Annotated in this window: 21 protein-coding genes, 1 tRNA gene and 3 pseudogenes; 12 read left to right on the top strand and 13 right to left on the bottom strand. The window is 69.7% G+C overall.

Going from position 1 to position 25,641, the window contains the following annotated elements:
* Positions 1–80 precede the first annotated feature (80 nt).
* A tRNA-Ala gene (locus ACQBAT_RS02900) sits at positions 81–153 on the top strand.
* Between the two features lie 127 nt (positions 154–280).
* On the opposite strand, the gene ACQBAT_RS02895 is transcribed toward ACQBAT_RS02900, so the two are convergent.
* The 4 genes from ACQBAT_RS02895 to ACQBAT_RS02880 form a co-directional block, all read right to left on the bottom strand.
* The gene (locus ACQBAT_RS02895; protein ID WP_420746950.1) at positions 281–1,339 is read right to left on the bottom strand and encodes a hypothetical protein; all 1,059 of its coding nucleotides are present in this window, start codon (positions 1,337–1,339) and stop codon (positions 281–283) included.
* Positions 1,340–1,455: 116 nt separating this feature from the next.
* On the bottom strand, positions 1,456–2,085 hold the full coding sequence (locus ACQBAT_RS02890; protein WP_420746951.1) for a GNAT family N-acetyltransferase: 630 nt from the start codon (positions 2,083–2,085) through the stop codon (positions 1,456–1,458).
* Positions 2,086–2,523, bottom strand: coding sequence for a cyclic pyranopterin monophosphate synthase MoaC (gene moaC / locus ACQBAT_RS02885; RefSeq protein WP_427197772.1), 438 nt, complete (start codon positions 2,521–2,523; stop codon positions 2,086–2,088).
* Between the two features lie 50 nt (positions 2,524–2,573).
* Positions 2,574–3,875, bottom strand: a complete 1,302-nt coding sequence (locus tag ACQBAT_RS02880; RefSeq protein WP_420746953.1) for a molybdopterin-binding protein — start codon at positions 3,873–3,875, stop codon at positions 2,574–2,576.
* A 61-nt stretch (positions 3,876–3,936) separates the two neighbouring features.
* On the opposite strand from ACQBAT_RS02880, the gene ACQBAT_RS02875 reads away from it, so the two are divergent.
* Positions 3,937–4,587, top strand: coding sequence for a 5-formyltetrahydrofolate cyclo-ligase (locus tag ACQBAT_RS02875; protein WP_420746954.1), 651 nt, complete (start codon positions 3,937–3,939; stop codon positions 4,585–4,587).
* Positions 4,588–4,592: 5 nt separating this feature from the next.
* Here ACQBAT_RS02875 and ACQBAT_RS02870 read toward each other — a convergent pair whose 3' ends face one another.
* Positions 4,593–7,328, bottom strand: a complete 2,736-nt coding sequence (locus tag ACQBAT_RS02870) for a penicillin acylase family protein (protein ID WP_420746955.1) — start codon at positions 7,326–7,328, stop codon at positions 4,593–4,595.
* Between the two features lie 60 nt (positions 7,329–7,388).
* Here ACQBAT_RS02870 and ACQBAT_RS02865 point away from each other — a divergent pair.
* Positions 7,389–7,481, top strand: a pseudogene (locus ACQBAT_RS02865) (FmdB family zinc ribbon protein); the annotation flags it as partial.
* 62 nt (positions 7,482–7,543) lie between these two features.
* Here ACQBAT_RS02865 and ACQBAT_RS02860 read toward each other — a convergent pair.
* Positions 7,544–7,795 carry a hypothetical protein gene (locus ACQBAT_RS02860; protein WP_420746980.1) on the bottom strand — a complete coding sequence of 84 codons (252 nt, stop codon included), beginning with the start codon at positions 7,793–7,795 and terminating at the stop codon, positions 7,544–7,546.
* Between the two features lie 116 nt (positions 7,796–7,911).
* Here ACQBAT_RS02860 and ACQBAT_RS02855 point away from each other — a divergent pair, with 116 nt between their 5' ends.
* Entirely contained in the window at positions 7,912–8,496 is a 585-nt protein-coding gene (locus tag ACQBAT_RS02855; protein ID WP_427197742.1) for an SAF domain-containing protein, read from the top strand.
* A gap of 151 nt (positions 8,497–8,647) precedes the next feature.
* Here ACQBAT_RS02855 and mscL read toward each other — a convergent pair whose 3' ends face one another.
* The 3 genes from mscL to ACQBAT_RS02840 form a co-directional block, all read right to left on the bottom strand.
* Entirely contained in the window at positions 8,648–9,049 is a 402-nt protein-coding gene (mscL, locus tag ACQBAT_RS02850; RefSeq protein WP_420746957.1) for a large conductance mechanosensitive channel protein MscL, read from the bottom strand.
* A 475-nt stretch (positions 9,050–9,524) separates the two neighbouring features.
* Positions 9,525–13,154, bottom strand: coding sequence for a hypothetical protein (locus ACQBAT_RS02845; RefSeq protein ID WP_420746958.1), 3,630 nt, complete (start codon positions 13,152–13,154; stop codon positions 9,525–9,527).
* Positions 13,151–14,428: an MFS transporter gene (locus ACQBAT_RS02840; RefSeq protein ID WP_420746959.1), complete on the bottom strand. Its 1,278-nt coding sequence runs from the start codon at positions 14,426–14,428 to the stop codon at positions 13,151–13,153. The genes ACQBAT_RS02845 and ACQBAT_RS02840 overlap by 4 nt, the downstream gene beginning before the upstream one ends.
* A 392-nt stretch (positions 14,429–14,820) precedes the next feature.
* Here ACQBAT_RS02840 and ACQBAT_RS02835 point away from each other — a divergent pair, with 392 nt between their 5' ends.
* The 5 genes and pseudogenes from ACQBAT_RS02835 (at position 14,821) to ACQBAT_RS02815 (ending at position 18,422) form a co-directional block, all read left to right on the top strand.
* Entirely contained in the window at positions 14,821–15,087 is a 267-nt protein-coding gene (locus ACQBAT_RS02835; protein ID WP_420746960.1) for a hypothetical protein, read from the top strand.
* A gap of 5 nt (positions 15,088–15,092) precedes the next feature.
* A complete protein-coding gene (locus ACQBAT_RS02830) occupies positions 15,093–15,362 on the top strand; it encodes a hypothetical protein (protein WP_420746961.1) in 270 nt (89 codons plus the stop codon).
* Positions 15,363–15,704: 342 nt separating this feature from the next.
* Positions 15,705–16,777: pseudogene (locus ACQBAT_RS02825) on the top strand (IS110 family transposase).
* 657 nt (positions 16,778–17,434) lie between these two features.
* Positions 17,435–17,812, top strand: coding sequence for a GIY-YIG nuclease family protein (locus ACQBAT_RS02820; RefSeq protein ID WP_420746962.1), 378 nt, complete (start codon positions 17,435–17,437; stop codon positions 17,810–17,812).
* Complete coding sequence (locus ACQBAT_RS02815; protein WP_420746963.1) at positions 17,787–18,422, top strand: hypothetical protein; 636 nt, start codon at positions 17,787–17,789, stop codon at positions 18,420–18,422. Before ACQBAT_RS02820 ends, ACQBAT_RS02815 begins: the two co-directional genes overlap by 26 nt.
* 782 nt (positions 18,423–19,204) lie before the next feature.
* Here the strand turns inward: ACQBAT_RS02815 and ACQBAT_RS02810 are convergent.
* The 4 genes and pseudogenes from ACQBAT_RS02810 to ACQBAT_RS02795 form a co-directional block, all read right to left on the bottom strand.
* Entirely contained in the window at positions 19,205–19,582 is a 378-nt protein-coding gene (locus tag ACQBAT_RS02810) for a DUF3870 domain-containing protein (RefSeq protein ID WP_420746964.1), read from the bottom strand.
* Positions 19,583–19,734: 152 nt separating this feature from the next.
* Positions 19,735–20,211 (bottom strand): ATP-binding protein, encoded by a 477-nt coding sequence (locus ACQBAT_RS02805; RefSeq protein ID WP_427197771.1) that lies wholly within the window; start codon positions 20,209–20,211, stop codon positions 19,735–19,737.
* Positions 20,212–20,347: 136 nt separating this feature from the next.
* Positions 20,348–20,434: pseudogene (locus tag ACQBAT_RS02800) on the bottom strand (hypothetical protein); the annotation flags it as partial.
* A gap of 443 nt (positions 20,435–20,877) precedes the next feature.
* Entirely contained in the window at positions 20,878–21,336 is a 459-nt protein-coding gene (locus tag ACQBAT_RS02795; protein WP_420746965.1) for a hypothetical protein, read from the bottom strand.
* Positions 21,337–21,564: 228 nt separating this feature from the next.
* On the opposite strand from ACQBAT_RS02795, the gene ACQBAT_RS02790 reads away from it, so the two are divergent.
* The 3 genes from ACQBAT_RS02790 (at position 21,565) to ACQBAT_RS02780 (ending at position 25,629) form a co-directional block, all read left to right on the top strand.
* A complete protein-coding gene (locus ACQBAT_RS02790) occupies positions 21,565–22,821 on the top strand; it encodes an IS110 family transposase (RefSeq protein WP_420746966.1) in 1,257 nt (418 codons plus the stop codon).
* Positions 22,822–23,434: 613 nt separating this feature from the next.
* Complete coding sequence (locus ACQBAT_RS02785; RefSeq protein ID WP_420746967.1) at positions 23,435–24,514, top strand: mandelate racemase/muconate lactonizing enzyme family protein; 1,080 nt, start codon at positions 23,435–23,437, stop codon at positions 24,512–24,514.
* Positions 24,514–25,629 (top strand): mandelate racemase/muconate lactonizing enzyme family protein, encoded by a 1,116-nt coding sequence (locus ACQBAT_RS02780; RefSeq protein WP_427197770.1) that lies wholly within the window; start codon positions 24,514–24,516, stop codon positions 25,627–25,629. Before ACQBAT_RS02785 ends, ACQBAT_RS02780 begins: the two co-directional genes overlap by 1 nt.
* Positions 25,630–25,641 lie beyond the last annotated feature (12 nt).

Here is a 25,641-nt window from a genome sequence, read left to right as displayed (position 1 = left end):
GAGCCTATCCTGACCAGCGGGTCCGGCCCGCAGCCGGACGGAGCACCGTCGGCGCCGGTGTATAGTAGGTAGCCGCACACGGGGCTGTGGCGCAGTTGGTAGCGCGTCTCGTTCGCAATGAGAAGGCCAGGGGTTCGAATCCCCTCAGCTCCACCGGTAAGGCCCGGTCCCGCTTGGGACCGGGCCTTCGTGCTGGGGTGGGGGCCTACGTGCTGGGGTGTCGGCTGCGGTGTGGGGTGAAGGTTGGGAGGTCAATTGCGGGGGTATCGGCTCGCGCCGCTCAGCCGACGCGGTCGACGCGCGGCAGGTCCTCGAACTCCTCGTCGAGAGCCATCTCCGAGCCGTCCGCCGGCAGGTGGGTCGAGCCGGCCGGAGAGCTCGAGACGGTCGCGCGCGCGGCGCGGGCCTTGAGCGTGTAGGTCGGAGGCGGGACGGGCACAGGCTGCCAGGCGCCCGGTTCCGGCGTCTCCTCGCGCGGTGCTGACCAGTGCCCGGCCGGCGCCACGGCGGCGAGGTTGTCGCCCTCGTCACCCGCTGCCGCGTCGTGGTCCGGGGCCATGGGTGCCGCGTCGGCAGCGAGGCTGGCCTCGACCCGGTCGATGTCGTAGAGCTGGGCGGCCAGCACACTGCGGCGGGCTGTGCGGGTCGTGGCGGCGACGGACTGCCGAGCAAAGGCGTGGTCGCGCTCGGTGGCCTGGACGCTGGCGACCGACTCGACGTTCTCCGCCGGCTGCGCACGCTGAGGGCGACGGGTGGGGTTGGCGCCCGCGTTGCGGGAGGACGTCTTGGCGGGTGCGGGCGACGGCGTCGCCTCGGGCCTGCGAGTGGGCGTGGCCGAGCTCGACACCCCACGACGTGCCCGAGCCGCGCGGCGGCGCCTGGCCTTTTCCTGCGAGGTCGACAGCCGCACCAGCCCGAGGGCCAGCACCATGGCCCCGATGCCCGCGAAGTAGCCCCACTCGGCCAGCACCCCCGCGATCGAGAGGCCGACGAGCGTCACCATCGCCACCGATCCCAGTAGCAGGGTGCCGAAACGCAGCTTCACGGCCAGCCGAGCAGTCCGCTGAGCAGCGCTCGGCAGGACCACGTGCGCCCCGCGCTTGACCACGACCTCGGGCCGAGCGGGACGCAGCGGGGAGACGGAGTAGGAGCGCGGCGCCGGCTCCGACAGGTCCGGGCGGGGCAGCGTGCGACGCCGCTCCAGCACCCGCATCGACTCCGAGAAGCGGTCCACGGACCGGGCTGTCGCAAGGTGATCGCGGCGACGCACCCAGTGCTGCACCAGATAGACAGCCCACACAGCCAGGATGACGACGAAGATCAGGCTGCTGACGGGCACGTGCCTCACGTTAGGCGGACGCTGGAAGGGTTCCGGTCAGGCACTCGGAGTGTCGCGGAAGTTTCCAGTGTGACTCGGGTGACGAGCCGCGCCCAGCCGCGCTGTCAGCCGTGTTGTCAGCCGCGCAGCAGCCGCAGCAGGCCCCCGGGCGCATAGCCTCCCGCCTCCAGGTCCTCGGCGACCACCGCGAAGATCCGGTGGTCGCGCCAGTCTCCGTCGACATACATCAAGCCTCGGGCCGGGCCCTCCTCGGGCAGCCGCAGCCGCTGCACCACGGCGATGCTGCGCGTGTTCTCCGGGCGGATCGCGACCTCGACCCGGTGCAGGCCCACGTCCTGGATGGCGTGGTCGACGAGCGTGGCCAGCGCCCAGGTCGCGACGCCGCGCCCGGTCTCGGACTGCGCCAACCAGTACCCGGCCCAGGCCGCCCGACGCGAGCCCCACATCACGTCGAACAGGTGCATGGTGCCCACGAGGCGGCCATCGACCTCGATCACGAGCGGCAGCATCAGGCCGTCCCGTCCCGCCCGGTCCCAGGCCCGCCGCAGCCGATGGAAGGGGGTGATCATGTGGTCGGCCCTCGCCTGGCGTTCCGGCGCTCCCGCCTCCCACGGCGTCAGCCACTCGACATTGCGCTGCCTGATCTCATCCCACGCCCGTCGATCCCGGCGGGCCAGCGGACGCAGCACCAGCGACCGACCGTCGGGCAGCGCAACCTCCACCCGCACCGGCCAGGTCCAGACCACCTAGACCTCGCCCTCGCGGGTCCACTCACCCGAGCGCCCACCGGACTTGGCGGTCACCCGCACCTCGGTGATCGTGGCCAGCTTGTCCACCGCCTTGACCATGTCGATCAGGGCGAGCGCGGCCACGCTCACGCAGGTCAGCGCCTCCATCTCCACGCCGGTGCGGTCCGCGGTCCGCACCGTCGCGGTGATGTCCACCCCGTCATCGGCCACGATCAGGTCGACCTCCACCGCATGGATGGCGATGGGATGGCACAGCGGCACCAGGTCGGGCGTGCGCTTGGCCGCCTGGATCCCCGCGATCCGAGCCGTCCCGAGCGCATCGCCCTTGGGCACCGTTCCTTCCCTGAGCGCAGCGACCGCTGCCGGCGACAGCAGCACCCGGCCCGCGGCCGAGGCCGTCCGCACGGTGACGTCCTTGGCGCTCACGTCCACCATGTGCGCCGTGCCGTCACCCCGCAGGTGCGTCAGCCCATCCGGCGGGCCGCTCAATCCGCGTTCTCCTCGTCGGAGCGCCGCAGCTCCTCCACCTCGGCCTCCAGCCGAGCGTCGATCTCCCGCCGCGGCCGGAGCAGCATCAACTCCACCTCGGCGCCGGTCTCGACCTCCTCGACCTCCGGCGGCGAGACCGCGAGCGCATCCGCCATCGCCAGCCCACCCAGCAGATGGGACCCGGATCCGCCGGCCGGCTCCACGGCATACCCTCCGGTCTCGTCCCGGATGAGGCGCACCCGGGTGTAGGTCGCGCGGTCCTTGGAGCATGTCCAGGAGCGCGTCGCGTAGCCCACCGCCGAGCCCTCGCTGCTGCGACGGCCGCCGCGGCGCTCCAACGCCGGGCGCACGAAGACCTCGAAGCTGACCAGCGTGCTCACCGGGTTGCCCGGCAGCGTGAAGACCGGCACCCCCTTGTCTCCCTTGCCCAGCACGCCGAAGCCCTGCGGCTTTCCCGGCTGCATGGCGACCTCGACGAACTCCATCGTGCCTTCGCCGTCGAGCACCTTCTTGACGATGTCGTAGGCGCCCTTGCTCACCCCACCGGTGGTGATGATCGCGTCGCACTCCTGCGCCAGGCGCTTGATCTCCTTGCGGGTCTCGCCCTCGTCGTCGGCCAGGTGCCCGACGAAGACCGGGTAGCACCCGGCCTCGCGCACCAGCGCCTCGAGCATGGGCCCGTTCGAGTCGATGATCTGCCCGGCACCCAGCTCCCCGTCGGCCGACCCGAAGGGCACCAGCTCATCCCCGGTCGAGAGCACCGCCACCCGGACCGGCCCGACGACCTCGACCTCGGTCACGCCCGCCGAGATCAGCGCGGCGATCTGCGGCGCCGCCAACTTGGTCCCGGCCGGCACCACGACGTCGCCGCGCTTGAGGTCCTCCCCTGCCCGCCGGATGTTGGCGCCATTGTCCGGCTCGACCCGGAACTGCGCCTCCCGAGGGTGACCGTCCGTGTCCTCGACCCGCACGACCGCGTCGGCGCCGGTGGGGATCGGGGCCCCGGTCATGATCCGGTAGGCGCTCCCCGGCTCCAGCCGGCGCGGCTGCCCGGCGCCGGCCGCGATGTCCCCGGCCACGGGCAGCAACCTGACCTCCTCGGAGGTGACGCCCTCCAGGTCGGCCCGGCGCACGGCATACCCATCCATCGAGGAGTTGTCGAAGCGCGGCAGGTCGGCCAGGCTGCGGACGTCGTCGACGGTGACCAGCCCGTGGGCCTGCGGGACCGGCAGCGTGACGGTCGCGACGGGACGGATCTGGCTCAGGATGCTCTCGAGGTGCTCCTCGACGGAGATCATCGAATGACCTTTCTGCTCGGGGACGCGCCCCAGCCTAGCCAGCGACCCCACAATGGGGGACGTGGAGCAGCCCCCGACCCCGTCCTCGCCCGAGCTGCCGACGTACCGCAGCAGCGGCGACGTCGCCGCCGACAAGATCACCTGGCGCGCCCTGGTGCGTGCTGCCCGCCGCGAACTCGTCGACGGCTGGGAGGAGGGACGGCGCGAGGAGCTGGCGCGCTCGCTCGCCGCCTCCGGGGTGGACCTGATGCGCCGGTATGCCGTGTCCCAGGACCGCGCGGACCTCACCGGGCTGTGCGTGACGGCCTTCGAGCCGATGCGCACCGAGCCGCCGGTGGACGGGCTGACCCGCGCGCTGCAGGAGCTGGGGGTGCGGGTGCTGGTGCCCATCACCCTGGAACGACCGCGGTTGGGCTGGGCCGACCTGGCCGACCCGGACCGGACGCCGCTCGGCGAGGAGGTGCTGACCGGGGTCGACCTGTTCCTCGTCCCGGCGCTGGCGATCTCGCGGGCCGGGGTGCGGCTGGGGCAGGGCGGTGGCTACTACGACTGGACGCTGCCGCGGGCGCGGGCGCTGTCCGGTGGGGCGCCGGTCGTGGCGTGCGTGCACGACCATGAGGTGCTGCCCGAGGTGCCGGCCGACGGGCACGACGCGATCGCGGACCTGGTGCTGCGCCCGACACTGGGGGTTGACGAGGTGCCGCTGGCGTAGGTGCCTCAGCGGCCGGGGTCGGACTCCGGCGTCAGGGTCAGGGTGTGCCGCTCGGCCTCCACGACGGCCTCGCGCGTGAACGGCCAGGGGTAGGTCTCCCCGTCGATCCAGGACTGCGTCTGGTCGGTGTAGTGCGGGTGGTAGGGGTGGCCGCTGGCGCCGGTCTGGTTGACCCAGGTCGAGGCGTCGAGGTCGGACAGGTCCACCACCATCCGCATGGCCGGGCCGGAGGTGACGTTGAAACTGCCCAGCGAGGCGTCCCAGTTCATCGCGTTGACCATCGCGCTGCTGCCGGAGACGGGGCGCGCGGGCTGGCCGAAGACCCGTTCCACCAGCGTGGGCACGTCCTCGCCGGAGAGCACCTGGTGCTCCATCGCCACCTGGTGCAGCTCACCCCAGGTCCAGCGCGAGGGGTCCTTGGAGATCCGCTTGGTGAGGTCGAGCCGGGCGTTGATCATCGCGGCGCGGATGACCTCGTCGCGGGACTCGGTGACGCCGGGGGTGCGCCGGTCGTCCCACCACGGGGAGTCCGGGCTGGCGAGCAGTTCCTCCACGAGCAGCATCGAGCGGGAGTTGCCCGATGCCCCGAGCTCGGGCGGCAGCTCATCGTCCAGCACGCTCTCCAACAGGTGGGAGTACACCGCGTAGAAGTAGGCGGCGGCCGCCGAGTTCTCCCCCTCGGCCGGTGAGGTGAAGTCCCACTCGCGGAGCAGGTCCTGGGCCTCGGTGTAGAAGTCACCGTCCAACTGGGCGGCCAGCAGATAGGGGGTGAGCACCTCGGCGAAGGCGCTGCGGTCATCCAGCTGGATCTGCTGCATGTCCTCCACCGACAGCGGGCCCTCCTCCAGGTGGTTCTCGAGCAGCTCCAAGATGCGGGTCGAGCGGTAACCCTTGTCGTACTCCGTCGTCAGGAACGGCCGGGTGCCGCGCACGACAGCCTGGTTGGCGGCCACGATCTTGCCCGAGGGCGGGTTGTAGGTCCACGGCAGATCCTCGAAGTCGACCCACCCGGTCCAGTCGTAGGCGCGGTCCCAGCCGGGCGCCGGGTAGTAGCCGGGCGGGGTGCCGTGCGTGGCCGAGGTCCGGATCGGGATCTGCCCCGGGGCCTGGTAGCCGATGTTGCCCTCGACGTCGGCGTAGATCAGGTTCTGCGCGGGGACGGTGAACAGGCGGGCCGCGTCGCGGAAGTCCTCGAAGTTGGCAGCCTGGTTCATCGCGAAGATGGCATCGGCGGTGCGTCCGGGGTGCAGGGCGGTCCAGGCCAGCGAGACGGCGTAGTCGTTGGAGGTCTGGACCCCACCCAGCGGCGCACCCTGACCCAGATCGGCCACGTCCGCCATGGCATCGGAGATGAGCGGGCCGTGCACGGTCTCCCGGACGGTGAGCTCGACGTCCTCACCCCCCGCCACCTTGATGGTCTCGGTGCGGACGTCCATCGGCACGTACTCGTTGCCCCGCCGGACCCGGTCATCCATCACGTCCTCGAGGTAGAAGTCGGTGACGTCGGGGTCCAGGTTGGTCAGCCCCCAGGCGATGTCCGCGTTGTGCCCGATGATCACGCCGGGGAAGCCGGCGAAGGTGAAGCCCGCCACGTCGAAGGGGCAGGAGGAGGAGACCACGCGGCAGTGCAACCCGACCTGGGTGAACACCCCGGGCTGGGTCACGGCGAGGTGGGGGTCGTTGGCGAGCAACGGCATACCGGACGTGGTGTGCTCCCCCGAGACCACCCAGGAGTTGGACCCGATGCCCTCACCGCGGCCCACCAGCTCCGGCACCGCCGCCATGGCCGCCGACGCCTGCAGCAACGCGGCATCGGCGCTGCCCTGCTCCGGAGCCTCGCCGACCGGCGCGGGGACGCCCCCGCCCGCGAGCCAGTTGTGCGTGGCGTCGTCGGTCGGCGTCGAGCCCGGCCCCTCCTGCCCCATCGGCGGAGTGTCGGCAGGGTCGGGCGTGGACCCAGGCTCGGGCACCACGGCCGGACCCCTCGTGCCACCGCGCGCCTGGGATTCACCACGCTGCGGCGCGGGCGGGGTCCAGTCGTCGCGGCCCAGGATCGGGGGGTGGCGGTCGATCGGGTAGTCGGGGTAGAGGCTGTTCAGCTGGTTGAGCGGGATCTGTCCGACCAGCAGCCCGCGGGCGAGCTCGTCCTCGTAGTTGCCGCGCAGGTCCCACGCCATCGCCTTCAGCCAGGCGAGCGAGTCGATCTCACTCCACGGCTCGACCTGGTAACCGGGGGCCGACTGGGCGAGCACGACATACTCCAGGCCCAGCGCGGACGGCCCGCCCTGCCGCTCCAGGTAGGAGTTGACCCCCGCCGAGTAGGCCTGCAGATAGGTGCGCGAGGTCGGGCTGAGCATCGGCAGCTCCTGCTCGGCCACCCGGCGCCACCCCATCGTGCGGATGACCTTGTCGGTCTCCAGCCCGCCCTCACCGACCAGTTCGCTGAGCCGGCCCGAGACGATGTGCCGGCGCAGGTCCATCTGGAAGAAGCGGTCCTGGGCGGCGACATAGCCCTGCGCGCGGAAGAGGTCCTCGGGGGTGTCGGCATAGATGTGCGGGATCCCCCGCTCGTCGCGGATGATCTCGACCTCGCCCCGCAGGCCGGGCACCGAGAGCTCCCCCGTGGTCTGCGGGTAGGCCCGCCGCACCACCCCCACCCCGATGACGGCAGCCGCGACCACGACGACCACGAGGATCGCCACCACAGGCACGGCGACTCGCTGCCACAACGGACGGGACACGGTCTCCACACTAGGTCACCGGGCGCAGGCTCCCCGGGACCCGACGTAGAATCGCCGTTCGTGCCGACCTATTCGTATGCCTGCAAGGACTGCGGTCACGCCTTCGATATCCAGCAGTCCTTCTCCGACGACTCCCTGACCGTGTGCCCGGACTGCGGCGGCAACCTGCGCAAGGTCTTCAGCGCCGTGGGCGTGGTCTTCAAGGGTTCCGGTTTCTACCGCACCGATTCGCAGAGCTCCAAGCGCAGCTCCTCGGGTGGGTCCGGCTCGGGTGAGAAGAAGTCTTCGGGCGGATCCGGGGAGAGCTCCGGCTCGTCCTCGGACTCCTCGTCCAGCTCGTCCTCGGGCAAGAGCGAGTCGGGCTCGGGCTCCAGCAGCGGGAAGGCGGGCTCGGGGTCGTCCACATCGTCTTCGGGCAGCAGCTCCTCGTCCACAGCCTCGTCCTGAGCGGGTGACGCGCCGAGCACGGCGCGCCTAGTTTCCAGGGGTGCTGTTCTCTCGACGCTCGCGCGCCCGACCCCGTTCTCCCTCGGCCCGAGGGCGCGGCGGCCTGTCCCGCCGACGCCGGTGGATGGCGGCACTGATGGCCGCGCTCGTGGTGGGTGGCCTGGCCCACCTCTTCCTCAACCGTCCCTCCCCCGACGCAGTGCCCGTGGTGGTGGCGACCACCACCGTCGGGGTCGGCACCCCGCTCAGCTCCTCCCAGGTGACCGTGCGGGAGATCCCGGGCGACGCCATACCGGAGGGGGCGCTGTCCGACCTGGACTCGGTCGTGGGCCGACCGACCGCCGCCGTGCTCAGCCCGGGTGAGGTCCTGACCCGGTATGACGTGCACCAGGCCGCGCAGCTCGCGCACCTTCCCGAGGGTGGGCGGGCATTCTTCCTGCCGGTCCCCGAGCCAGCGGTGGCGCGCGCGCTCCAGGCCGGAGATCGGGTGGACGTGCACTCGCCGCTCGACGGGTCGGTGACCGTGGCCGACGTGGTCGTGCTCGCGGTGGTCGCCGGTGAGGGCGGGGGTGGGACATTGCTCAGTGCCGGTGGTGGCGGGTCTCCTGCCCAGCCCGGGGCGTGGCTGTCGCTCACGCCCGTGCAGGCGGAGGCGGTGGCCGCGGCTCGGGGCGCAGATCCGTCGGGGGCCGCGCTGCTGGTCGCGTTGCGGGCGGGGTGAGCACGCTGGACGGGGTGAGCACGCGGGGCGGGGTGAGCACGCTTGCCTGTTCACCCCTGCGTGGACCGGGCGTGGGCATGCGAAAGGGCCCCGGCACCAGGTGCCGGGGCCCTTGAGGCAGGTCGAGGAGACGTGCCGAAAGCAGGTCTGCTCAGATGTTGCCGCGGGTGATCAGCGCGTCGCGGATCTCGCGGAGGGTCGCCAGCTCGTCGGAGACCTCCTCCTCGTCCTCGATGCCGAGGCGGGCCTTGCGGGCCTCCTGGAACTTGTTCATCGGCATGACGAGCACGAAGTACACGACGGCGGCGGTGAGCAGGAAGACGATCAGCGCGTTGATGATCGCGGCGAAGTCGATGTAGGTGTTGGGGTTGTCGGCAATGATGTGGAAGCCCAGGCCGGTCGCCTCGGCGCCACCAGCGGCGTTGAGCAGCGGCTCGACCAGCGAGCTCACGACGGTCTCGACGACGGTCGCGAACGCAGCACCGATGACCACGGCCACGGCCAGGTCGATGACGTTGCCGCGCATGATGAAGTCCTTGAAGCCCTTGAGCATGACTTCTCCTTTCAGTTCGGACAACGGGCAGCGCCCATCGATCGTCCGGGGGTGGGTTGGTTGCAACCGAACTCCCATGGTTCAGCCGCCGGAAGAGTGTAGGGGAGGTGCTTAGATCCTTCAAATCCACCCTTTTGGGCGGCGTGTCGGATGTGATAGTGGGGACCGCCAGGTATGGCGTGACCTGGGTCGACCCCCTGTCGGCTCTCGAGCGCAGATCGCCTCGGGCCACCTCCTCAGTCCCAGTGCGGTGGGCGCTGCTCGCGGAACCAGGCGTCCCTCGCGGCCCCGCTGCTGGCGCCGGTCGATCCCGACTCTTCCGATGTCCCCTCCACCCCGTCCGCGGCTGATCCCGTCGGCCCCGGCAGGTCAGGCGCGTGGTCCGCAGCCGGGTTGGTCGCGGGCGCGACGACGCGGCGATGGCCCCGGCGGCGCGGACGGGGCTGAGCGGCCGTGCCCGTCGGCTCGCCGTCGTTCACGGCTGGTCGACGCCCTGCACCTGGTCGGTGCCACGGTGTGCCGCGAGGACGCGGGCGACTTCCCGCGCGGGATCGGTGAAGACGTCGGTCGAGCGCACCCGGACCGGCGCCCAGCCCATCCGGACGAGCTGTTCGTGGCGCAGCCGCAGGGTGTCCCGGCCACGCCGCAGCGCGGGATCACCGGACCCGCTCGCGCCGTCGGAGTCGATCGCCACCGGCCGCGTGTCGAACCCGTCGGAGTCCACGCCCACCGCGATCGCGTGCGGACCGTGGCCGACACCTTCGTGCACGCTCAGCCCCTCGCTGCGCAGCCGGCGGACCAGCTCACCGAGGACGGCGGACCGGGATCCCCCGTCGCCCTGGTCGCGAGGCGCGAGAGCGTGGCGGATGAGTTCGGTCCCAGGGCCTGCGGGCCACTCGGCGACCGCACGCCCGGTGATGATGTCGACCGAGCGCCGGGCCGCTGCGAGCACAGCTCCCGCCACCCGCGCCTGACGCGCCACCCCGGGGCCGCCGACCCAAACCACGCGATCGCGCACCTCGCCCCCGATGCGGTCCACCGGCCGGACCAGGAGGGGCTCGGGGCGAGATTCGTCATCCGAGAGGGCCAGCGAGGCGGACCCCAGACCGTCCGGGTCCCCCGATCCGGCGGAGTGGGCGATCCGCTCCCGCAGGGCGACCCCGAGCTCCTCGACGAAGGCATCATCGTCCCCGAGGACGAGCAGGGTGTCCCCCGGGTGCTTCCTGGCGAGCCGCAGGACCTGCGCGGTCGCGGTCTCGACGAGAGCGACGGGTCCACCCTCGACGACGTGCTCCTTGACCGCACCGCTGCGAGCCGGCCCGGGGAAGCTGTGGACCGGCACCGGCAGCACCGGGGCCAACGGGGCGACCAGGCCCTGGTCGAGCGCGCGGTAGTGCGTCCGCAGGTGACGCACCGGCAGCACCGCCGAGGCGTCGTCGAGCAGTGAACGCTGGCCGGGGCCGACCGCGTCACCCTCGGAGCGTGGGTCAGCCACCACCGAGAACGGCCGGGGACCCGGCCCACCGGAGTCGCCCACCACCACGACCTGACGCCCGCGTGCGATCGCCGGAATGGTGCGGGCGGTCGTCGTGCGAGCCGCCCGGTCCACCACGACCAGGTCGAAGACCATGTCTGGCGGCAACACCGAGGGCACCGCGAGCGGGGAGGCGAGAATGACGGGAGCCACGGCCAGCACGACGTCTGGCGCGCGGCTGATCACGTCCCGCACGTCGACATCGCCGATCAGGCTGGTCTCCAGCGCCCGTTCCCAGGCGGTGACCTGGGAGGCGTGCGAGGCGATGGTGCGGTTGAGCCGTCGCAGCACGGCCCGACGTGTGCGTGCAGCATTGCGGGCCAGGTGCGCCCGGTCGGCCCGGCGGAAGGCGCGCTCAGCCTCCCGGACCGCCTCCCCCGGCACCTGCTGCGGCACCGCGTCGGAGCGCAGGTGCCCGAGCAGTGAGGTCCGGTGCACGAAGCGCACCTCGGCCGGGATCTGCTCGGCGGCCACACCGCGACGGGCGAGATCGTCGATCAGCTCGCCCAACCCCTGCTCCCGGACCGGCTGCAGGAGGGGGTATGCCGTCGCCGCCACCGGAGCGCGGTCGGCCCGGGCATCGAGGGTGACGAGTCGCTCGAGGACGGCGTCGAGGTGCACCGTGGAGAATTCCTGACCGGCAGGAGTTCCGGCGAGCACGCCCTGCAGCCAGGTCAGGTCCTCCCCGATGGGGGTCCAGGCGCCGAGCGCCTCGTCCCAGCCTTCGGGGGCGGTGGGGCGAGCGGCCTTACCGGCGACCTGCTCCCATTCGTCGCGCTCGTCGCGGGCCTGCCGCACCCGCTGGGGCAGGTCCGGCGGTGGCGCACCGGGGCGCAGCAGCGAGCGGACCTGGCGGCGCAGCCGGGCGCGGCTGACCGCGCCGGGGCGTTCGGTGACCTCGTCGCGGGAGGCGGTGGCCGCGACCATCTCCCCCAGCGGGGCGTCGTAGATGCCGGCGGAGAAGACGTCGAGGGTGTCGCTGGCCCGGGCCACCAGGCCGAGACGGTGCCCCCACTGCTGAAGCGTGGTCGGGACCGGCAGCCCCGCCGACCGACAGATCTGATCGGCCAGAGTGCGCGCCTGGGAGAACTCCCCGGAGACGAGGCGCCCGACGATCTCCCGGGCCCTGGAGGCTTCGTCCTCGCTGGTCAGCTTGGTGCCGTACCAGGGGTCCTGGGACCGACCCACCGGCCAGGCGCCGGCCGCGGCAGCCTCGACCAGCGCGTCGCTCACCTCGGAGACGCGCTCGTCGGTGAGCGGCCGCAGCACCTCCAGCGCCAGCCGCACCTTGGAGGACGGAGGCGTGTCCAGGGCCGCCAGCGCCGCGAGGTCCTCCTCGGTGCGCGCCAACGACATACCCCACGGGTCGTGCTCGCCGTGCAGCACGTCGTGCTCCCGGGCGAGCACCTTCAGCGCGTCCGCGCGGGCCGGCAGCGGGTCGGGGCCCAGATCCGGCTCGACCTCCTGCGGGAGCTGCTCGAGCGAGTGCCGGATCCTGGCCAGTGCTGCGCGCATCGAGGCCGGGTCCTCGGCCAGGTGCAGGCACAGGTCGCCCAGGCCCACGTGCCCCAGCCGGCGTTGCAAGGTCTCCAGCGCAGAGCGCTCCTCGGAGGCGACCAGCACGGTCCGCCCCTCCGACAGCGCGGCGACCACCAGGTTGGCGACCGTCTGCGTGGCGCCGGTGCCCGTCGGGGTGTCCAGCACGAGGGAGGCGCCCTGGAGCGCCTCGTCGATGACCAGCCGCTGGGAGTGGTCGGCGTCCAGCGCCGCGAGCTCACGCTGCGGGTCCTCCGCCCGGTCGAGGTCCGGCCCTTCTGAGGTGAGCGAGACGTCCGCGCCCGCGAGCGCCGCCACCAGGTCGTGGCCGGCGTGCTGCTGGGGGTCACCGGTGTAGGAGGTGACGAGCGGCAGCTTGGCCCAGGGGAAGGTGGCCAGCACCATCTGCGGACCGATCGCGAAGCCGGTCATCTCCTGGCACAACTCCTCCAGAGCCTGATAGGACAGGCGGGGGTCGAAGCCGTGGCTCTGCGAGGACAGCCCGGCCAGCTCGGCCGAGTCGGGGCGCAGGTGCACCTCGCTGCGCAGGTAGTGCTCGAGGACTGGGTTGAAGACGACGTCCTCGTGCAGCTCGATCGTGTAGTCGGAGTGACCGGCGTCCGTGGGCCGGATGGTGCAGGCACGGAGGAGGACCGGCGCGCGGGGAGGCACCGGCACGCGGTGCAGGTGCCAGGTCGCCAGGCCGATCGCCAAGAAACCGGTCTCCAGGCCGTGCTCGCGTCGCAGCTCGACGATCTTGTCCCGGATCGCGCCCAGGCGTCGGGCAGCATCCTGGAAGGCCACCTGCTCGCGGACCAGCTCGGACAGCAGCGTCGGACGTCCGGAGAGCAGCTTGGCCACACCCCCGGGGTGGGCGAGGTTGAGATCGAAGGTGCCGGTCAAGGAGGTGCGGTGCCACAGCAGGGAGTTGGGACCGCCGAGGTCGGCGACCTCGTGACGCCAGCGGGTCCTGGCGCGCTGGACCGCCTCGACCCGGGTCGGGTCGGAGCCGTGAGGGTTGCGGGGTGACGTCACCCACCCAGGCTAACGACTCGGCGGCGCGCCACCGTGAAGGCGCCGAGCGCGAGTGCAGCCACCCCGGACAGGAGAGCGAGGACGCCATACCCGAACAGGTCCATCACCACCCCGGCCAACGCTCCTCCGGCGGCCGCGGAGAGACCCATGACCAGGTCCGCCGCCCCCTGGACCGCTGCGCGTTCGGCGACCGGGACCGAGCCGGCGATGGTGCCGGATCCCGCGACCATGGTGCAGGACCAGCCGAGCCCGAGCAGGACCAGCGCCACGGTCAGGGTGGCGGAGTGGCCGTCGGAGGAGATCGCGGCGAGCAGGCATGCCACCAGCAGGATCGCGACGCCCAGCAGCACCACACGTGGGGCACCCCAGCGGTCGGTGAGCTGGCCGGCGACCGGGGAAAGTCCGTACATGCCCAGGATGTGCAGGCTGATGACCAGCCCGATCACCTCGATCTCGGCATGTCCGTGGCGCATGTGCAGGGGAGTCATCACCATCACCGCGACCATCACGACGTGACCGATGGTGAGCGCGGTCGTGCCCCACAGCGCGGCCGGGGTGGTGCGGATCAGCCGCAGGCCCTGGGCGACATTGCCGCGGCGGGCAGCGGTCGGCGCGGCCTGCTCCTCAGCTCGACCGGCGTGCATGCGGCGGGACAGCAGCAGCGGGTCTGGGCGCAGCAGCACCAGCAGGAGCGCAGCAGCGAGGAGGAAGCCGAGCAGCGAGAAGACCCACGCCCCCGCGAGCGGTGGGATGTCCAGCAGCGCCGCCACCCGCTTGCCCGGGCCGACCATGTTGGGCCCGAGCACCGACCCGACGGTGGTGGCCCAGACGACCCAGCTCAACTGTCGCCCACGGCGCTCGGCCGGGGCGAGGTCAGTTGCGGCATACCGGGCCTGGCTGCCTGCGGTGGTGGACGCGCCGAACAGCGTGGTGCCGATGAGCAGCAACCAGAAGGCGCCGGTCGCGGTCGCGGTGATCGCGAGCAGGGCGCCCACGCTGCCGATCAGGTATGCCGTCACGAGCCCGGTCCGACGACCGAACCTGGCCATCAGCGCGGCGATCGGGATCGTGGCCAGCGCTCCCCCGAGCACCTGGGTCGTGGTCGCCAATCCCGAGAGCGCGTCGCTCCCGCTGACCTCCGCCGCCACGATCGCGCCGACCGCGATGCCGCTCGCGACCCCGATCCCGCCGAGCGTCTGGCTGCCCATCAGGGTGAGGACGGTCCGGCGCTGGATCTGCTCGGTGGACTCCGAGGTCAGGGCGGGGAGGGTCACCCGGGCAGTGTGGCACTTGGCCCGGACATCACTGGTGCGCTGGGTCGGATCTGGCCGCGCGCCGCAGCTCAGCCCGCGACACGCCCGGAAGTGACCGGCTCACTCGAACCCGGGCGCGATGGAGTCGGTGCCCATCGGGCCTGTCGCCGGGATGACGTGCACTCAGGCGGTCGACTGCCGCAAGGAGTCGGTGCCCCCGGCAGGATTCGAACCTGCGACACCCGCTTTAGGAGAGCGACCCCGGCCGAAAGAGAGGGCGCACCACCGGACGATTTCCGCGTGGTTACTGGGCTGCGGCGGCGCGCGGTAGTGACTACCGGCGGGGCGGCGCGGCCCGCCGGGCACCACTGAGGCACCAGTCCGCCAGTGCGCGTCCGCGAGCAGCCGAGCCATTGACCCGCGCACCAAAGGCAAGTTACCTTGGGAGGCTGACGGATGCTCCGATCATCGCCCCGTCCGCACTCAAACACGGACTCCGAGAAGACGACATCCTCCACGCCTACCGCAACCCCGTCCGGGTCTGGGACCTGGGCGACGGGTTCACCATGATCGTCGGCCCCAACCAGGCGGCGATCTTCTTGGAGGTCGGTTACGTCGATGGCGACCAGACCCAGGTCATGGTCCATGCGATGGTGGCCCGAGAGAAGTTCCTGAGGTGATGAACATGCCGCGCACCGTTGAAGAGATCCTGGCCCACGCCGATGAGCTGGCCGCACGGTTCGAGTGTTACGAGCCGAACCCTGCCGACCAGCTGGACGCCGGTGCGGTCGAGATGCTGCGCACCGCGGTCGCCGAGCGGTCAGAGGCCGAGCGTCACCTGTTCGAGGCGGTCCGCGCCGCCCGTAAGTCCGGCATGTCGTGGTCCGCCATCGGCTCCTTGGTCGGGACTACCGGCGAAGCGGCGCGCCAGCGCTACGGCGGCAAGGTCGCTTGACTGGCACAGCGCGCCGGACGCGCCCCCTCGTCCTAGGTTTAAACCCGCCTGGTTAGTACGAGCGGCTCGCGGCAGGAGCGGACGCGCCGAAGGCTAGCGTCCTCCTGGCGGCAGTAGCGTGCGGCTCAGTGTCAGGGTTGGGGGTACCGCGTCATGGCGGTGGGTTGGATCCTGATCACCTGGTGCCTGGCTCTTAGCGTGCTTGTCGCTCTCGAGCTGACGTTGCGTGGTTTTGCCGGCACCAGGTGTGACGGACCGGCCGGCGTGACTTGATAGGAGCGTGGCGTCGCCCCCACTGAGATGTGTCCGCCGACCGGTCCAACCGTCCAGTTCACTTCAGGAGTGAAGGAGGCAACCACCATGGTTGTTGTTGGAGCCGATGTGCACAAGTCCACCCATACCTTCGTCGCCGTCGATGAGGTCGGTCGACAGTTGGGCCAGCTCAAGGTCGCGGCCACCACCAAGGGGCACCTGAAGGCGTTGGCCTGGGCCCGGTCCCAGTACCCCGGCCAGGAGCTGGTGTGGGCGGTGGAGGACTGCCGGCACCTGTCGGCCCGCCTGGAGCGTGACCTGCTCTCCGCGGGCCAGCAGGTCGTGCGGGTGCCGCCGAAGATGATGGCCAACGTCCGCGCCAGCGCCCGTACCCGCGGCAAATCGGACCCGATCGACGCCCTGGCAGTGGCCCGGGCCTACCTGCGTGAACCCGACCTTCCCGTAGCCAGCCACGACGAGGTCTCACGGGAGGCCAAGGTGCTCATCGACCGCAGAGACACGCTGGTCAACACCCGTACCCGCACGATCAACTCGTTGCTGTGGCGGGTCCACGAGCTCGACCCCGAGCGGGCACCCAAGCCGCGGTCGCTGGGCCTGGCCAAGCACCAGCAGGCGCTGCGGGCCTGGCTGGCCACCCTGCAGGGCATCGTGGCCGAGATGGCCCTGGATGAGCTCGACGACATCGTCACGCTCACCGCCCGGATCAAGACCTTCGACAAGCGGATCAAGGCCCTGGCACGCCGCCAGGTGCCGCAGCTGCTGGCACTGCCCGGCTGCGGTGAGCTGTCGGCGACCAAGCTGCTCGGGGAGTCCGCGGGCGTCACCAGGTTCAAGAGCGAGGCCGCGTTCGCCCGGCACGCCGGCGTGGCTCCGATCCCGGTCTGGTCCGGACGCACCGACGGCAAGGTGCGGATGACGAGGTCGGGCAACAGACAGATCAACTGCGCGCTGCACCGCGTCGCGATCACCCAGATACGCCTCAGCGACTCCCTGGGTCGGGCCTACTACGACAAGAAGCGAGCCGAGGGCATGACCAAGCAGGAAGCGCTGCGCTGCTCAAGAGACGGTTAGCCCGCACCGTCTTCAACCTGCTCAACGCCGACCACGACTACCAATCATCTCAGCTCGCCGCCGCCGCTTGACATAGGAGAAACCACGCTCAGTGCGGCAGAACAGGACGTCTGGCCGAGTTGCGATGGGGGTGATGAATCCGGCGCTGGGCATCGCAAACGGGGAAGGGTGATGAGGCTGTGCGCGAGGCACCAACTCCGGACCGGGGGACCTTGGCGGTTCGGTCGGCGGGGCGGCTGGCCACCGCCAGCACCCCTGGACGGAAGTGCGGGAGGATTGCCCCCGTATATCGATGTGCCCGTTTGCGCGTCTTCGTGCCGCGCCCTTCGGTGGGACGAAGGGTGGGACGAAGGATGAAGCCATGGGAAGCAAGGTGATGTGATGGAACCTCGTTACGCGGGTCAACCGCACATGCCGTCGCGCAGGATCTTCGAGACGAGGCGCAGGCCGTGACTCTGGCTGACCTCGTCGCGTCGAACGGCGAAGGTCTCCGGTCTCCGGGCATGTACATCTGGTGGGTGGATAGCCCGGGCGCCGAAAACCTCAGCCGCGGGCTGGGCCACGACTCCCGGCTGGGCTGATCCACGCCGGACTGGCCGGTGCGACTCGCAGTGGGGGATCGACGTCGCACAACACGCTGTGGGGGCGGATCGCCACCATGCACCTCGGCAAACGCCACGACCTCTCGACACTGCGCCGGAGCTTGGGATCCGTACTGGCCAGTGCAAATGGCTCGTGCCATCGACGAGGTGGAGCTCACGCGCTGGATGCACGCCCACCTCAGCGTCGTCGCGGTTCCAGTGGCCGACGTTGACACGCTGGAGGCCCTCGAAAGCGAGATCCTGACCGAAGTCGACCCGCCCTTGAACCTGGCCCAGGTCAGCAAGACTCCGCTGCGGACCCAACTCTCAGCGTTGCGGAAGCGGTACGCCGGCGGGGAATTAGGCATGCATGCGAGGGGGCACCGGGAAGTGAGCACGGTAGAGGAGGTTCCTGGTCGGCCGAAGTCCAGAGTTGCGTCGTCTGTCCGGCCTAAGATCCCCCTAGGCGTAACCCCGCGTCGCCAGCAGGAGGAAATTCGTGCCAACCATCCAGATCGCCTATGACGTGCCCCTCGACATTGCCAAGGGGCTGGCGACTGGCGAGCTCTCGATGCTCGGCACCGCGGCGGTTCGCAACAGGAAACACATCGCGGCGCACATCCAGGAGGTCTCGCGGACGATCAGCGACGTCGATGACGCCACGAGTGCGGCAATCGCGAAGAGCTCCAAGAACCCGAAGTTCATCATCATCGGCCTGGGTGTCGTAGCAGCGGCGGCCGTCGGCGGTGGAGTAGCAGCGTGGGCCATGAGCAGGAAGCAGCAGGAGGCGCAGCCGGAAGTGCCGGAGTGCGTTGCGAACTACAACGCCTCGCTGGCCGCCTACCTGGGGGCAATCGGCAGCGGAAGCCTCGACGCCGACCTCATCACTCGTCTCATCAAGAACCTGGACGCCCTGAGGGAGAACGCTGATAGCGGGACGATCGCCCTTGTGTTGTCGGTGGAGGAGGACAAGTTGGTGCGCATCATCGCCGACTACACGACCAAGTTGGCCGACGCGAACTCGGTCGAGTTGAGCGGTCTCGATGAGACGGACTCGGAGTCAACCCAAGGCGTGATCGTCGACATGCGTCGCTACCTCATGACTCAGCGCGAGATCTTCGGCCAAACGGCCTGAGCCTCGCGGTCTTGGTCGCCCAAGTCGTTTTGGTCCTTACGTGAGGGGGTGGTCGGCCCACGACGTTCTCGTGGCTATCGAGTCGGCTCAGGACGCCGAGGTATGACAGTTCCGTCCGCCCGATCGGCACTGTCTCCGCGCAGCCGGCCCGTCATAATGGGCGATATGAAGCCCACCCCGAAGCTCCGTTGGGCGTACCTGGTCGGTCACCACCGTTGACCGCATCCCGTAGGGCGGTGGGCGGCTTGCCCGAGCGCTGCGCTTTGCCGCTCAACAAGGGGGCGGGCGCTGGCGGTCGCCTGCCGCGCTCGCGGGCGTCCATCGGCCTTGAAGCGGAGGCTGTCGAGGTCCCGTTCACCGGGCAGCACATGGCTGCGCCGACGGTCAGAAGGGGGCACGAGGGGACATACTTGACGCACGTATGTTGCACGAAAGCCCCAGTTGCCCGCTGTTACGTGCGATATGCGCAGGTCAGCGGCTTTCGCATGGATGTCTTGTAAACAGGTGGTGGTTGTGGAGCCGGTGCTTTCGGTAGCCCTCCTGCGGACCGTCGGCTCCATCGACTAATGACCTGTAGAAAGGTGTAAGTCCGTGTGCAGGCGACGTAATCGGACGCTGCCAGGGGGTCACAACACACTCTCAGTGCAAGAACGCACCCGAGTTCCACCGCCGCGGGTTCGACTACCCTGCCGATTCAGGCTATCCAGGGCTCGCCTGCCACATACAACGCGTGCCCCAAGTGAGCTACGGCAAGCTCAGACTCGCCGAGGCGCGGAAGCCGACTAACTGGCCGGATCGGCTGGCGCCCCACCAGCCGCATCCTCCAGATATCCTGTGAACCGCCGGGCAGCGTTGCGCACCGAGATCGCGAGAGCATTCGCCGACGGTGCGAGATAGTTCGTGCGGATGTCCTCCATCATCTGCTCCGCATCCTCGGGCAAGCGTCTTCTCAGCACGATACGCCGAAGAAATTCTTGGGCGACGGGCGTAACGACTAGGAAAGAAGCATCGACCACTGTGTGACTATGCCTGTCGATCTCAAAGATGACCCCCACCTGTCCGTAGACGGCATGGGACCCTGTATTGCTCGGGGCGGCCGAGTAACCCGTCACGAGGACCGTTCCGTTGGCGGGAGGAGGTCCGTGATCAGTCGACGACATGACGCCAACCTACAACGCGGTGCCTGGCTGGAGAGCGCAGCCCACGCCGTGATGTCAAGGGACAGTGGGACTTCCCTGTGGGCGGACAGTTGATCTCCTTGGTGGCGGACAGTTCATCTCCCTGTCCGCGGTCAGCTGATCTCCCTGGGGGTTCAGGTCAAGGGGATCACCCCTCGTCCGGTGGTGGCTTCGGCGAGGCGGAGCGAGGTGCCCTCGGTGATGATGACGTGGGCGTGGTGCAGGAGCCGGTCGACGGCGGCGGTGGCCAGGGTCTTGGGCATGATCGTGTCGTACCCGGAGGGGTGGATGTTGCTGGTGACGGCCAGGGAGCGGCGTTCGTAGGTGGCGTCGACGAGTCGGTAGAAGGCCTCGGCGGCGGCCTGCCCGGAGGGCAGCATGCCGATGTCGTCGACGACGATCAGCTCGGCCCGGGTGATCTTGGCCAGGACCTTGCTGACCGTGCCGTCGACCGCGGCGCGTCCGATCGCGGCGGTCAGGGACTCCAGGGTGAACCAGGACACCCGCATGCCTTCGTCGATGACCTTGTGCGCCAGGGCCTCCACGAAGTGTGTCTTGCCGGTGCCCGAGGGGCCTGATCGCGAGGTCTCGGCGCGGTGGACCCACTCCAGGGCGGCCAGGGCGGACTGGGGCGGCCTCGATGAGCCCGACCACGCCGCCGGCCCAGGCCGGCACCACGGGCAGGGTGGTGGTGTCGGCGACGATCACGACCTCGGTGCCGACGACGCGGACCCACACCTCGGCCCCGACCAGGCCCGGCGGGACGGAGTACCGCACCGAGCCGAACCGGACAGTCTGGTCGGTAGCCACGACCCGGGTCGTGCCCAGCGCCATCGTGTGCGGGGCGGCCGCCAAGGCGAGCAACCGGGTCCGTTCCTCGGCCAGGGCCAGCTCCGGGACGCGCGCCGACTCCCGGTGCCGGCGCCCGTTGACCTTGACCATGAACGCCTCGCACGCGGCCCGCAGCTGGTCGAACGAGGCGTACTGCTCGCCCAGGTTCGCCTCGGTCGGGACCAGGTCGGCCTTGGCGATCTTGACCGTGGCTTCGGTCCCGCCCTTGGACTGCGGGTCGTACGGCACGCACGTGTGGACCGTGGTGCCGTAGTGCCGAGCCACCGCGACCAGGTCGGGGTGGCGCACCGGCACCCCGGCCACGCGGTCGATCGTGACCGTGCGGGCGTTGTCGGTCAGCACATACGACGGGACCCCGCCCAGGGTGCGGAACGTCGCGTCCAGGCACGCGACCAGTGTCGGCAGGCTCTGGTCCCAGGTCGGGATCACGACCCGGTACCGCGACCAGGCCAGCCACGCGCAGAACAGCAGCGTGCCCCGAGCCCGTCCTGCCCCGGGACTTTCGGCCCCTCGCCCCAGTCGAACTGCAGCCACAGCCCTGGCTCGGTGATCCACGGCCGGTAGGTGCGGGCGTTCCCCGCCCGCCACGCGGCCTTGACGGCCGCGACCGCCCGGCGGGTGGTCCGCTCGGTCCCGGTGAAGCCCAGCCCGACCAGTCGGGCGTGGATGACGTCGGCGCGGGCCTTGCCCTCCGAGCGGTCTACCCATTCCTCGATCTTGGGCATGTGCTCATCGATGATCCGGGGCCGCCGCCCCGGGCCGGTCACCGGCGCCCCCGCGTCGCGAGCGGCGACATACCGTCGCACCGTCTTGGGATCCGCGCCGGCCAGCTGCGCGGCCGAGTGCGCACACTCGGTGGCGTCGAACGCCTCAAGAATTTCCATGAACGCCTCGGGCCGTAGCCACGGCCGCCCCGGAGGATGAAAATGGTCTTGGGCCCGGCCGGGTGACGTCGCGGGAGATTGGTGCTTTCGAGCCCGCGCATGAACGGGACGCTGGGGCCACCAACAGGAATCCCGGATTGTTGCCTTCGAGCACGCGACTGATCGTCTTCGCAACCTGTGGCCCTCCCGACTGGGCCCGCCACGGCACGACAGAAGGGAGACAAGGACATGGAAACCTACGCGGAGCGGTGCGCGGGGATCGACATTGGCAAGGCCAACGTGAAGGTGTGCATCAGGGTGCCCAGCAGGCGTGCAGGCCAGCGTCGAAGCGAAGTCCGCACCTTCGCCACCACCACCCGGGCGTTGCTGGCGATGCGGGACTGGTTCCTCCAGGAACAGGTCACCCTGGTCGGGATGGAGTCCACCGGCCAGTGCTGGCGACCGGTGTACTACCTGCTCGAGGACGTCCTCGAGTGCTGGCTCATCAACCCCCAGCACATCAAGGTAGTCCCCGGCCGGAAGAGCGACGTCTCCGACGCAGCCTGGATCGCCCAGCTGGTCGAGCACGGGCTGGTACGCCCCAGCTTCGTGCCACCCCCACCGATCCGCAGATTGCGCGACCTGACCCGGTTCCGTTCCTCTCTGGTCCACGACAGGACCCGCCAGGTGCAACGCCTGCACGACCTGCTCGAGGACGCCGGGATCAAACTCTCCCTAGTCGCGACCGACATCCTCGGTGTCTCCGGACGAGCGATGGTCGCGGCGCTCATCGCCGGACAACGGGACCCCGAGCAGTTGGCCGACCTAGCCCTTGGCAAGCTCAAGAAGAAGAACGCCGCCCTCATCGAGGCTTTGACCGGCAGATTTGATGAGCACCACGGGTTTCTGGCACAGATGATGCTGGACCAGATCGACAACCTCAACGCTGCGATCGACAGGCTCGACACCAAGATCCAGACTGCTCTCGAGCCCTACCGTGACCTGGAGAAGCGGCTCATCACCATCCCCGGCGTAGGGACCCGCGCGGCCGAGGTCATCATCGCCGAGACCGGCGGGGACATGAGCCGGTTCCCCACCCCAGGACACCTGTCCTCCTGGGCCGGCCTGTGCCCAGGCAACAACGAGTCTGCAGGCAAACACTTCTCCGGCAGGACCCGCTCCGGCAACGCCTGGCTGTGCGGGATGCTCGGCGACTGCGCCACTGCCGCAGCACGCACGAAGAACACCTACATCGCTGAAAGACACCGACGACTACAACGTCGCCGAGGACGCAAACGGGCTAAGGTCGCCACCTCCCGCACAATCCTGGAATCGGCCTGGTGGGTGATGCGTCACGACGTCGACTACCAAGACCTTGGACCCGAACACTTCCTCACCCGCACCCTCAACCCTGCCCGACGGGCGCACAGGCTGGTCAGCGAGCTACGAGCCCTCGGCTACGACGTCCCAGCCCTCACCACACCGCCCAGAACCCTCCCTACCTGAGCACGTCCGTCACCCCATTTTCGACTGATCTCCCTGTCAGACTTCTTCACGCGGCCCTCCGGTGGAACCTGCTCGTGGTGGTCGAAGACCTTGAGCATCCCCGGAGGGCCGCTTGTCATCAGGACCGACACGGCCCGGTCCCATAGCCACGGACAGGGAGATCAACTGTCCGTCAGCAGGGAAGTACGTGTCCGCCTACAGGGAGATTGGCATGTCCGCTAGCACCGTGACGATGCGGTCCTGACCACGGCCACCCACGGTCGACGGCGGCCTCACCATGGCGAGTGGATCGGGCTCCTGCGCTGACGACCTGACGCCCCGTCGACGCACGGGACGTGAGGAGTGTGAACCAGAACGTCACTACTGCCGGCGGGCATCGAGCCCGGGAGCCGCGTGGATGAGGCTCGCCGACTACCTCTTGACGCGCCCCCGAGTCTGTGCCTACCTTGTCCGTGTTGGCGAAGTTCGTCGGGCGATCAGCATCCCTGTAGCGACGGGGCTTAGATCGGATGCTGTGCAAGCCCCACAACACCACCAATGTTGACGTGACGCGATTCCTTCCGTCCGCTCGTGAGGCTCTTGAGCCGTTCAACCAGCCGATGTTAGGAACAGCATGCGTATTACCGGTCTTTCAGCCACCTCTATTCGCCTTCCCCTGAAGCAACCTCTTGCGTTCAGCACCAGGGCCGTTCGTCACCGCGACTACACCGTCGTGCGCGTCGAGACCGAAGCGTCACATGGATGGGGTTTCAACTACGCCGGCACCGGTGGTGGTGGCGTGGTGGTTGCGGCGGTGGATGAGCTGCTGCGGGACGTCGTGGTCGGGGAGGACTCCTGGGACGTCGAGCGACTGTGGGCGGCGATGTACCAGAAGGTGCTGCTGCACGGTCGCGTGGGCTCGGTGATGCGCGCGTTGAGCGCTATCGACATCGCGCTGTGGGATGCGAATGCCAGGTCGGTCGGTCTTCCGTTGTGGAAACTGCTCGGCGGGCATGCGCAGACGGTGCCGGCGTATGCCAGTGGGGGGTACTACTTCGAGGGCAAGGATGCCTCGGGGTTGGCGGACGAGATGGAGTCCTACGTCCAGGCGGGGTTCCGGGCGGTGAAGATGAAGGTCGGCCGTGGGGATCTGCGCTCTGAGGAGGCGCGGATCGCCGCGGTGCGGGAGCGGGTGGGGCCGGATGTCCTGGTGATGCTGGATGCGAACAACGCCTGGGCTGACGTGGTGACTGCGCAGCGGATGATGGCGATGTTCGAGAAGTACGACCCGTACTGGATCGAGGAGCCGTTCAGTCCGGACGACAAGCGTAGCCATGCGGCGTTGGCTGCTCGGACTTCGGTTCCGGTGGCGACCGGTGAGATCGAGGCGGGCCGCTGGGCGCACCTCGAGTTGCTGGGGCAGGGTTCGGCGCAGATCCTGCAGACCGACGCCGCTGTCTGTGGGGGCATCACCGAGTACCGCAGGATCAGCAGTCTGGCCGCCGCACACGGCGTCAGGATGGCCCCGCACTGGTTCCACGACCTGCATGCTCATCTGGTCGCCGGGGACGCCAACGGCATGTGGGTCGAGTACTTCCCCGACTCATCGGTGCTCAACTTCCGCGATCTGGTCTCGCACCAGCTCGACGTTCAGGACGGTCAGGTGCGGATGTCGGACCGGCCTGGCCTCGGCTTCGAGATCGAGGGGCCGTGATGATGGCAGACTCCCGAGTCACCGAGGTGCGCGTCCGTGCGGAGCGTCGGGCGCTTCTGAATCCCCCGAGTTTCTCCACCCGCACTGTCCCCGCACGCATCTTCGTCGTCGTGGAGGTCCACCGGGCGGACGGAACCGTCGGTGAAGGATTCACGCCATGCAACGCTGAAGGTAGTCGTGTGGTGGTTGCGGCGGTGGATGAGCTGCTGCGGGACGTCGTGGTCGGGGAGGACTCCTGGGACGTCGAGCGACTGTGGGCGGCGATGTACCAGAAGGTGCTGCTGCACGGTCGCGTGGGCTCGGTGATGCGCGCGTTGAGCGCTATCGACATCGCGCTGTGGGATGCGAATGCCAGGTCGGTCGGTCTTCCGTTGTGGAAACTGCTCGGCGGGCATGCGCAGACGGTGCCGGCGTATGCCAGTGGGGGGTACTACTTCGAGGGCAAGGATGCCTCGGGGTTGGCGGACGAGATGGAGTCCTACGTCCAGGCGGGGTTCCGGGCGGTGAAGATGAAGGTCGGCCGTGGGGATCTGCGCTCTGAGGAGGCGCGGATCGCCGCGGTGCGGGAGCGGGTGGGGCCGGATGTCCTGGTGATGCTGGATGCGAACAACGCCTGGGCTGACGTGGTGACTGCGCAGCGGATGATGGCGATGTTCGAGAAGTACGACCCGTACTGGATCGAGGAGCCGTTCAGTCCGGACGACAAGCGTAGCCATGCGGCGTTGGCTGCTCGGACTTCGGTTCCGGTGGCGACCGGTGAGATCGAGGCGGGCCGCTGGGCGCACCTCGAGTTGCTGGGGCAGGGTTCGGCGCAGATCCTGCAGACCGACGCGACCGCTTGTGGGGGCATCACCGAGTACCGCAAGATCGCCGATCTGGCCGTGACCTATGGCGTAGGTATGGCCCCCCATGCCTACCACCAGCTGCATCAACACCTGGTGGCGGGTCTGCCAGGACAGCTCTTCGTCGAGTACTTCGTCGACAACTCCATCGTCAACTACGGGGAGTTGTTGTCGGCGGGGGTCAGCCACACCGATGGACGACTGCAGCTCACAGATGAACCAGGCCTGGGCTACAGGCATGTCAGCAAGTCAAATCAAGACGGAACGAGGTAAGTACGATGCGCA

Origin of the sequence: Ornithinimicrobium pulveris (assembly GCF_050261105.1) — a bacterium.
Lineage (GTDB): Bacteria > Actinomycetota > Actinomycetes > Actinomycetales > Dermatophilaceae > Ornithinicoccus.
The sequence above is the reverse complement of the archived record's forward strand: the minus strand, read 5'-3'. Positions and strand labels throughout refer to the sequence as shown.

Coding starts and splice junctions, on each gene's coding strand:
- ACQBAT_RS02830 (WP_420746961.1), top strand. CDS start 15,093: ATGCCGCGCACCGTTGAAGAGATCCTGGCCCACGCCGATGAGCTGGCC.
- ACQBAT_RS02880 (WP_420746953.1), bottom strand. CDS start 3,875: ATGATCTCCGTCGAGGAGCACCTCGAGAGCATCCTGAGCCAGATCCGT.
- ACQBAT_RS02855 (WP_427197742.1), top strand. CDS start 7,912: ATGGCCGCGCTCGTGGTGGGTGGCCTGGCCCACCTCTTCCTCAACCGT.
- ACQBAT_RS02790 (WP_420746966.1), top strand. CDS start 21,565: ATGGAAACCTACGCGGAGCGGTGCGCGGGGATCGACATTGGCAAGGCC.
- ACQBAT_RS02785 (WP_420746967.1), top strand. CDS start 23,435: ATGCGTATTACCGGTCTTTCAGCCACCTCTATTCGCCTTCCCCTGAAG.
- ACQBAT_RS02780 (WP_427197770.1), top strand. CDS start 24,514: ATGATGGCAGACTCCCGAGTCACCGAGGTGCGCGTCCGTGCGGAGCGT.
- mscL (WP_420746957.1), bottom strand. CDS start 9,049: ATGCTCAAGGGCTTCAAGGACTTCATCATGCGCGGCAACGTCATCGAC.
- moaC (WP_427197772.1), bottom strand. CDS start 2,523: ATGGTGGACGTGAGCGCCAAGGACGTCACCGTGCGGACGGCCTCGGCC.
- ACQBAT_RS02810 (WP_420746964.1), bottom strand. CDS start 19,582: ATGTCGTCGACTGATCACGGACCTCCTCCCGCCAACGGAACGGTCCTC.
- ACQBAT_RS02820 (WP_420746962.1), top strand. CDS start 17,435: ATGGCTCGTGCCATCGACGAGGTGGAGCTCACGCGCTGGATGCACGCC.
- ACQBAT_RS02795 (WP_420746965.1), bottom strand. CDS start 21,336: ATGGAAATTCTTGAGGCGTTCGACGCCACCGAGTGTGCGCACTCGGCC.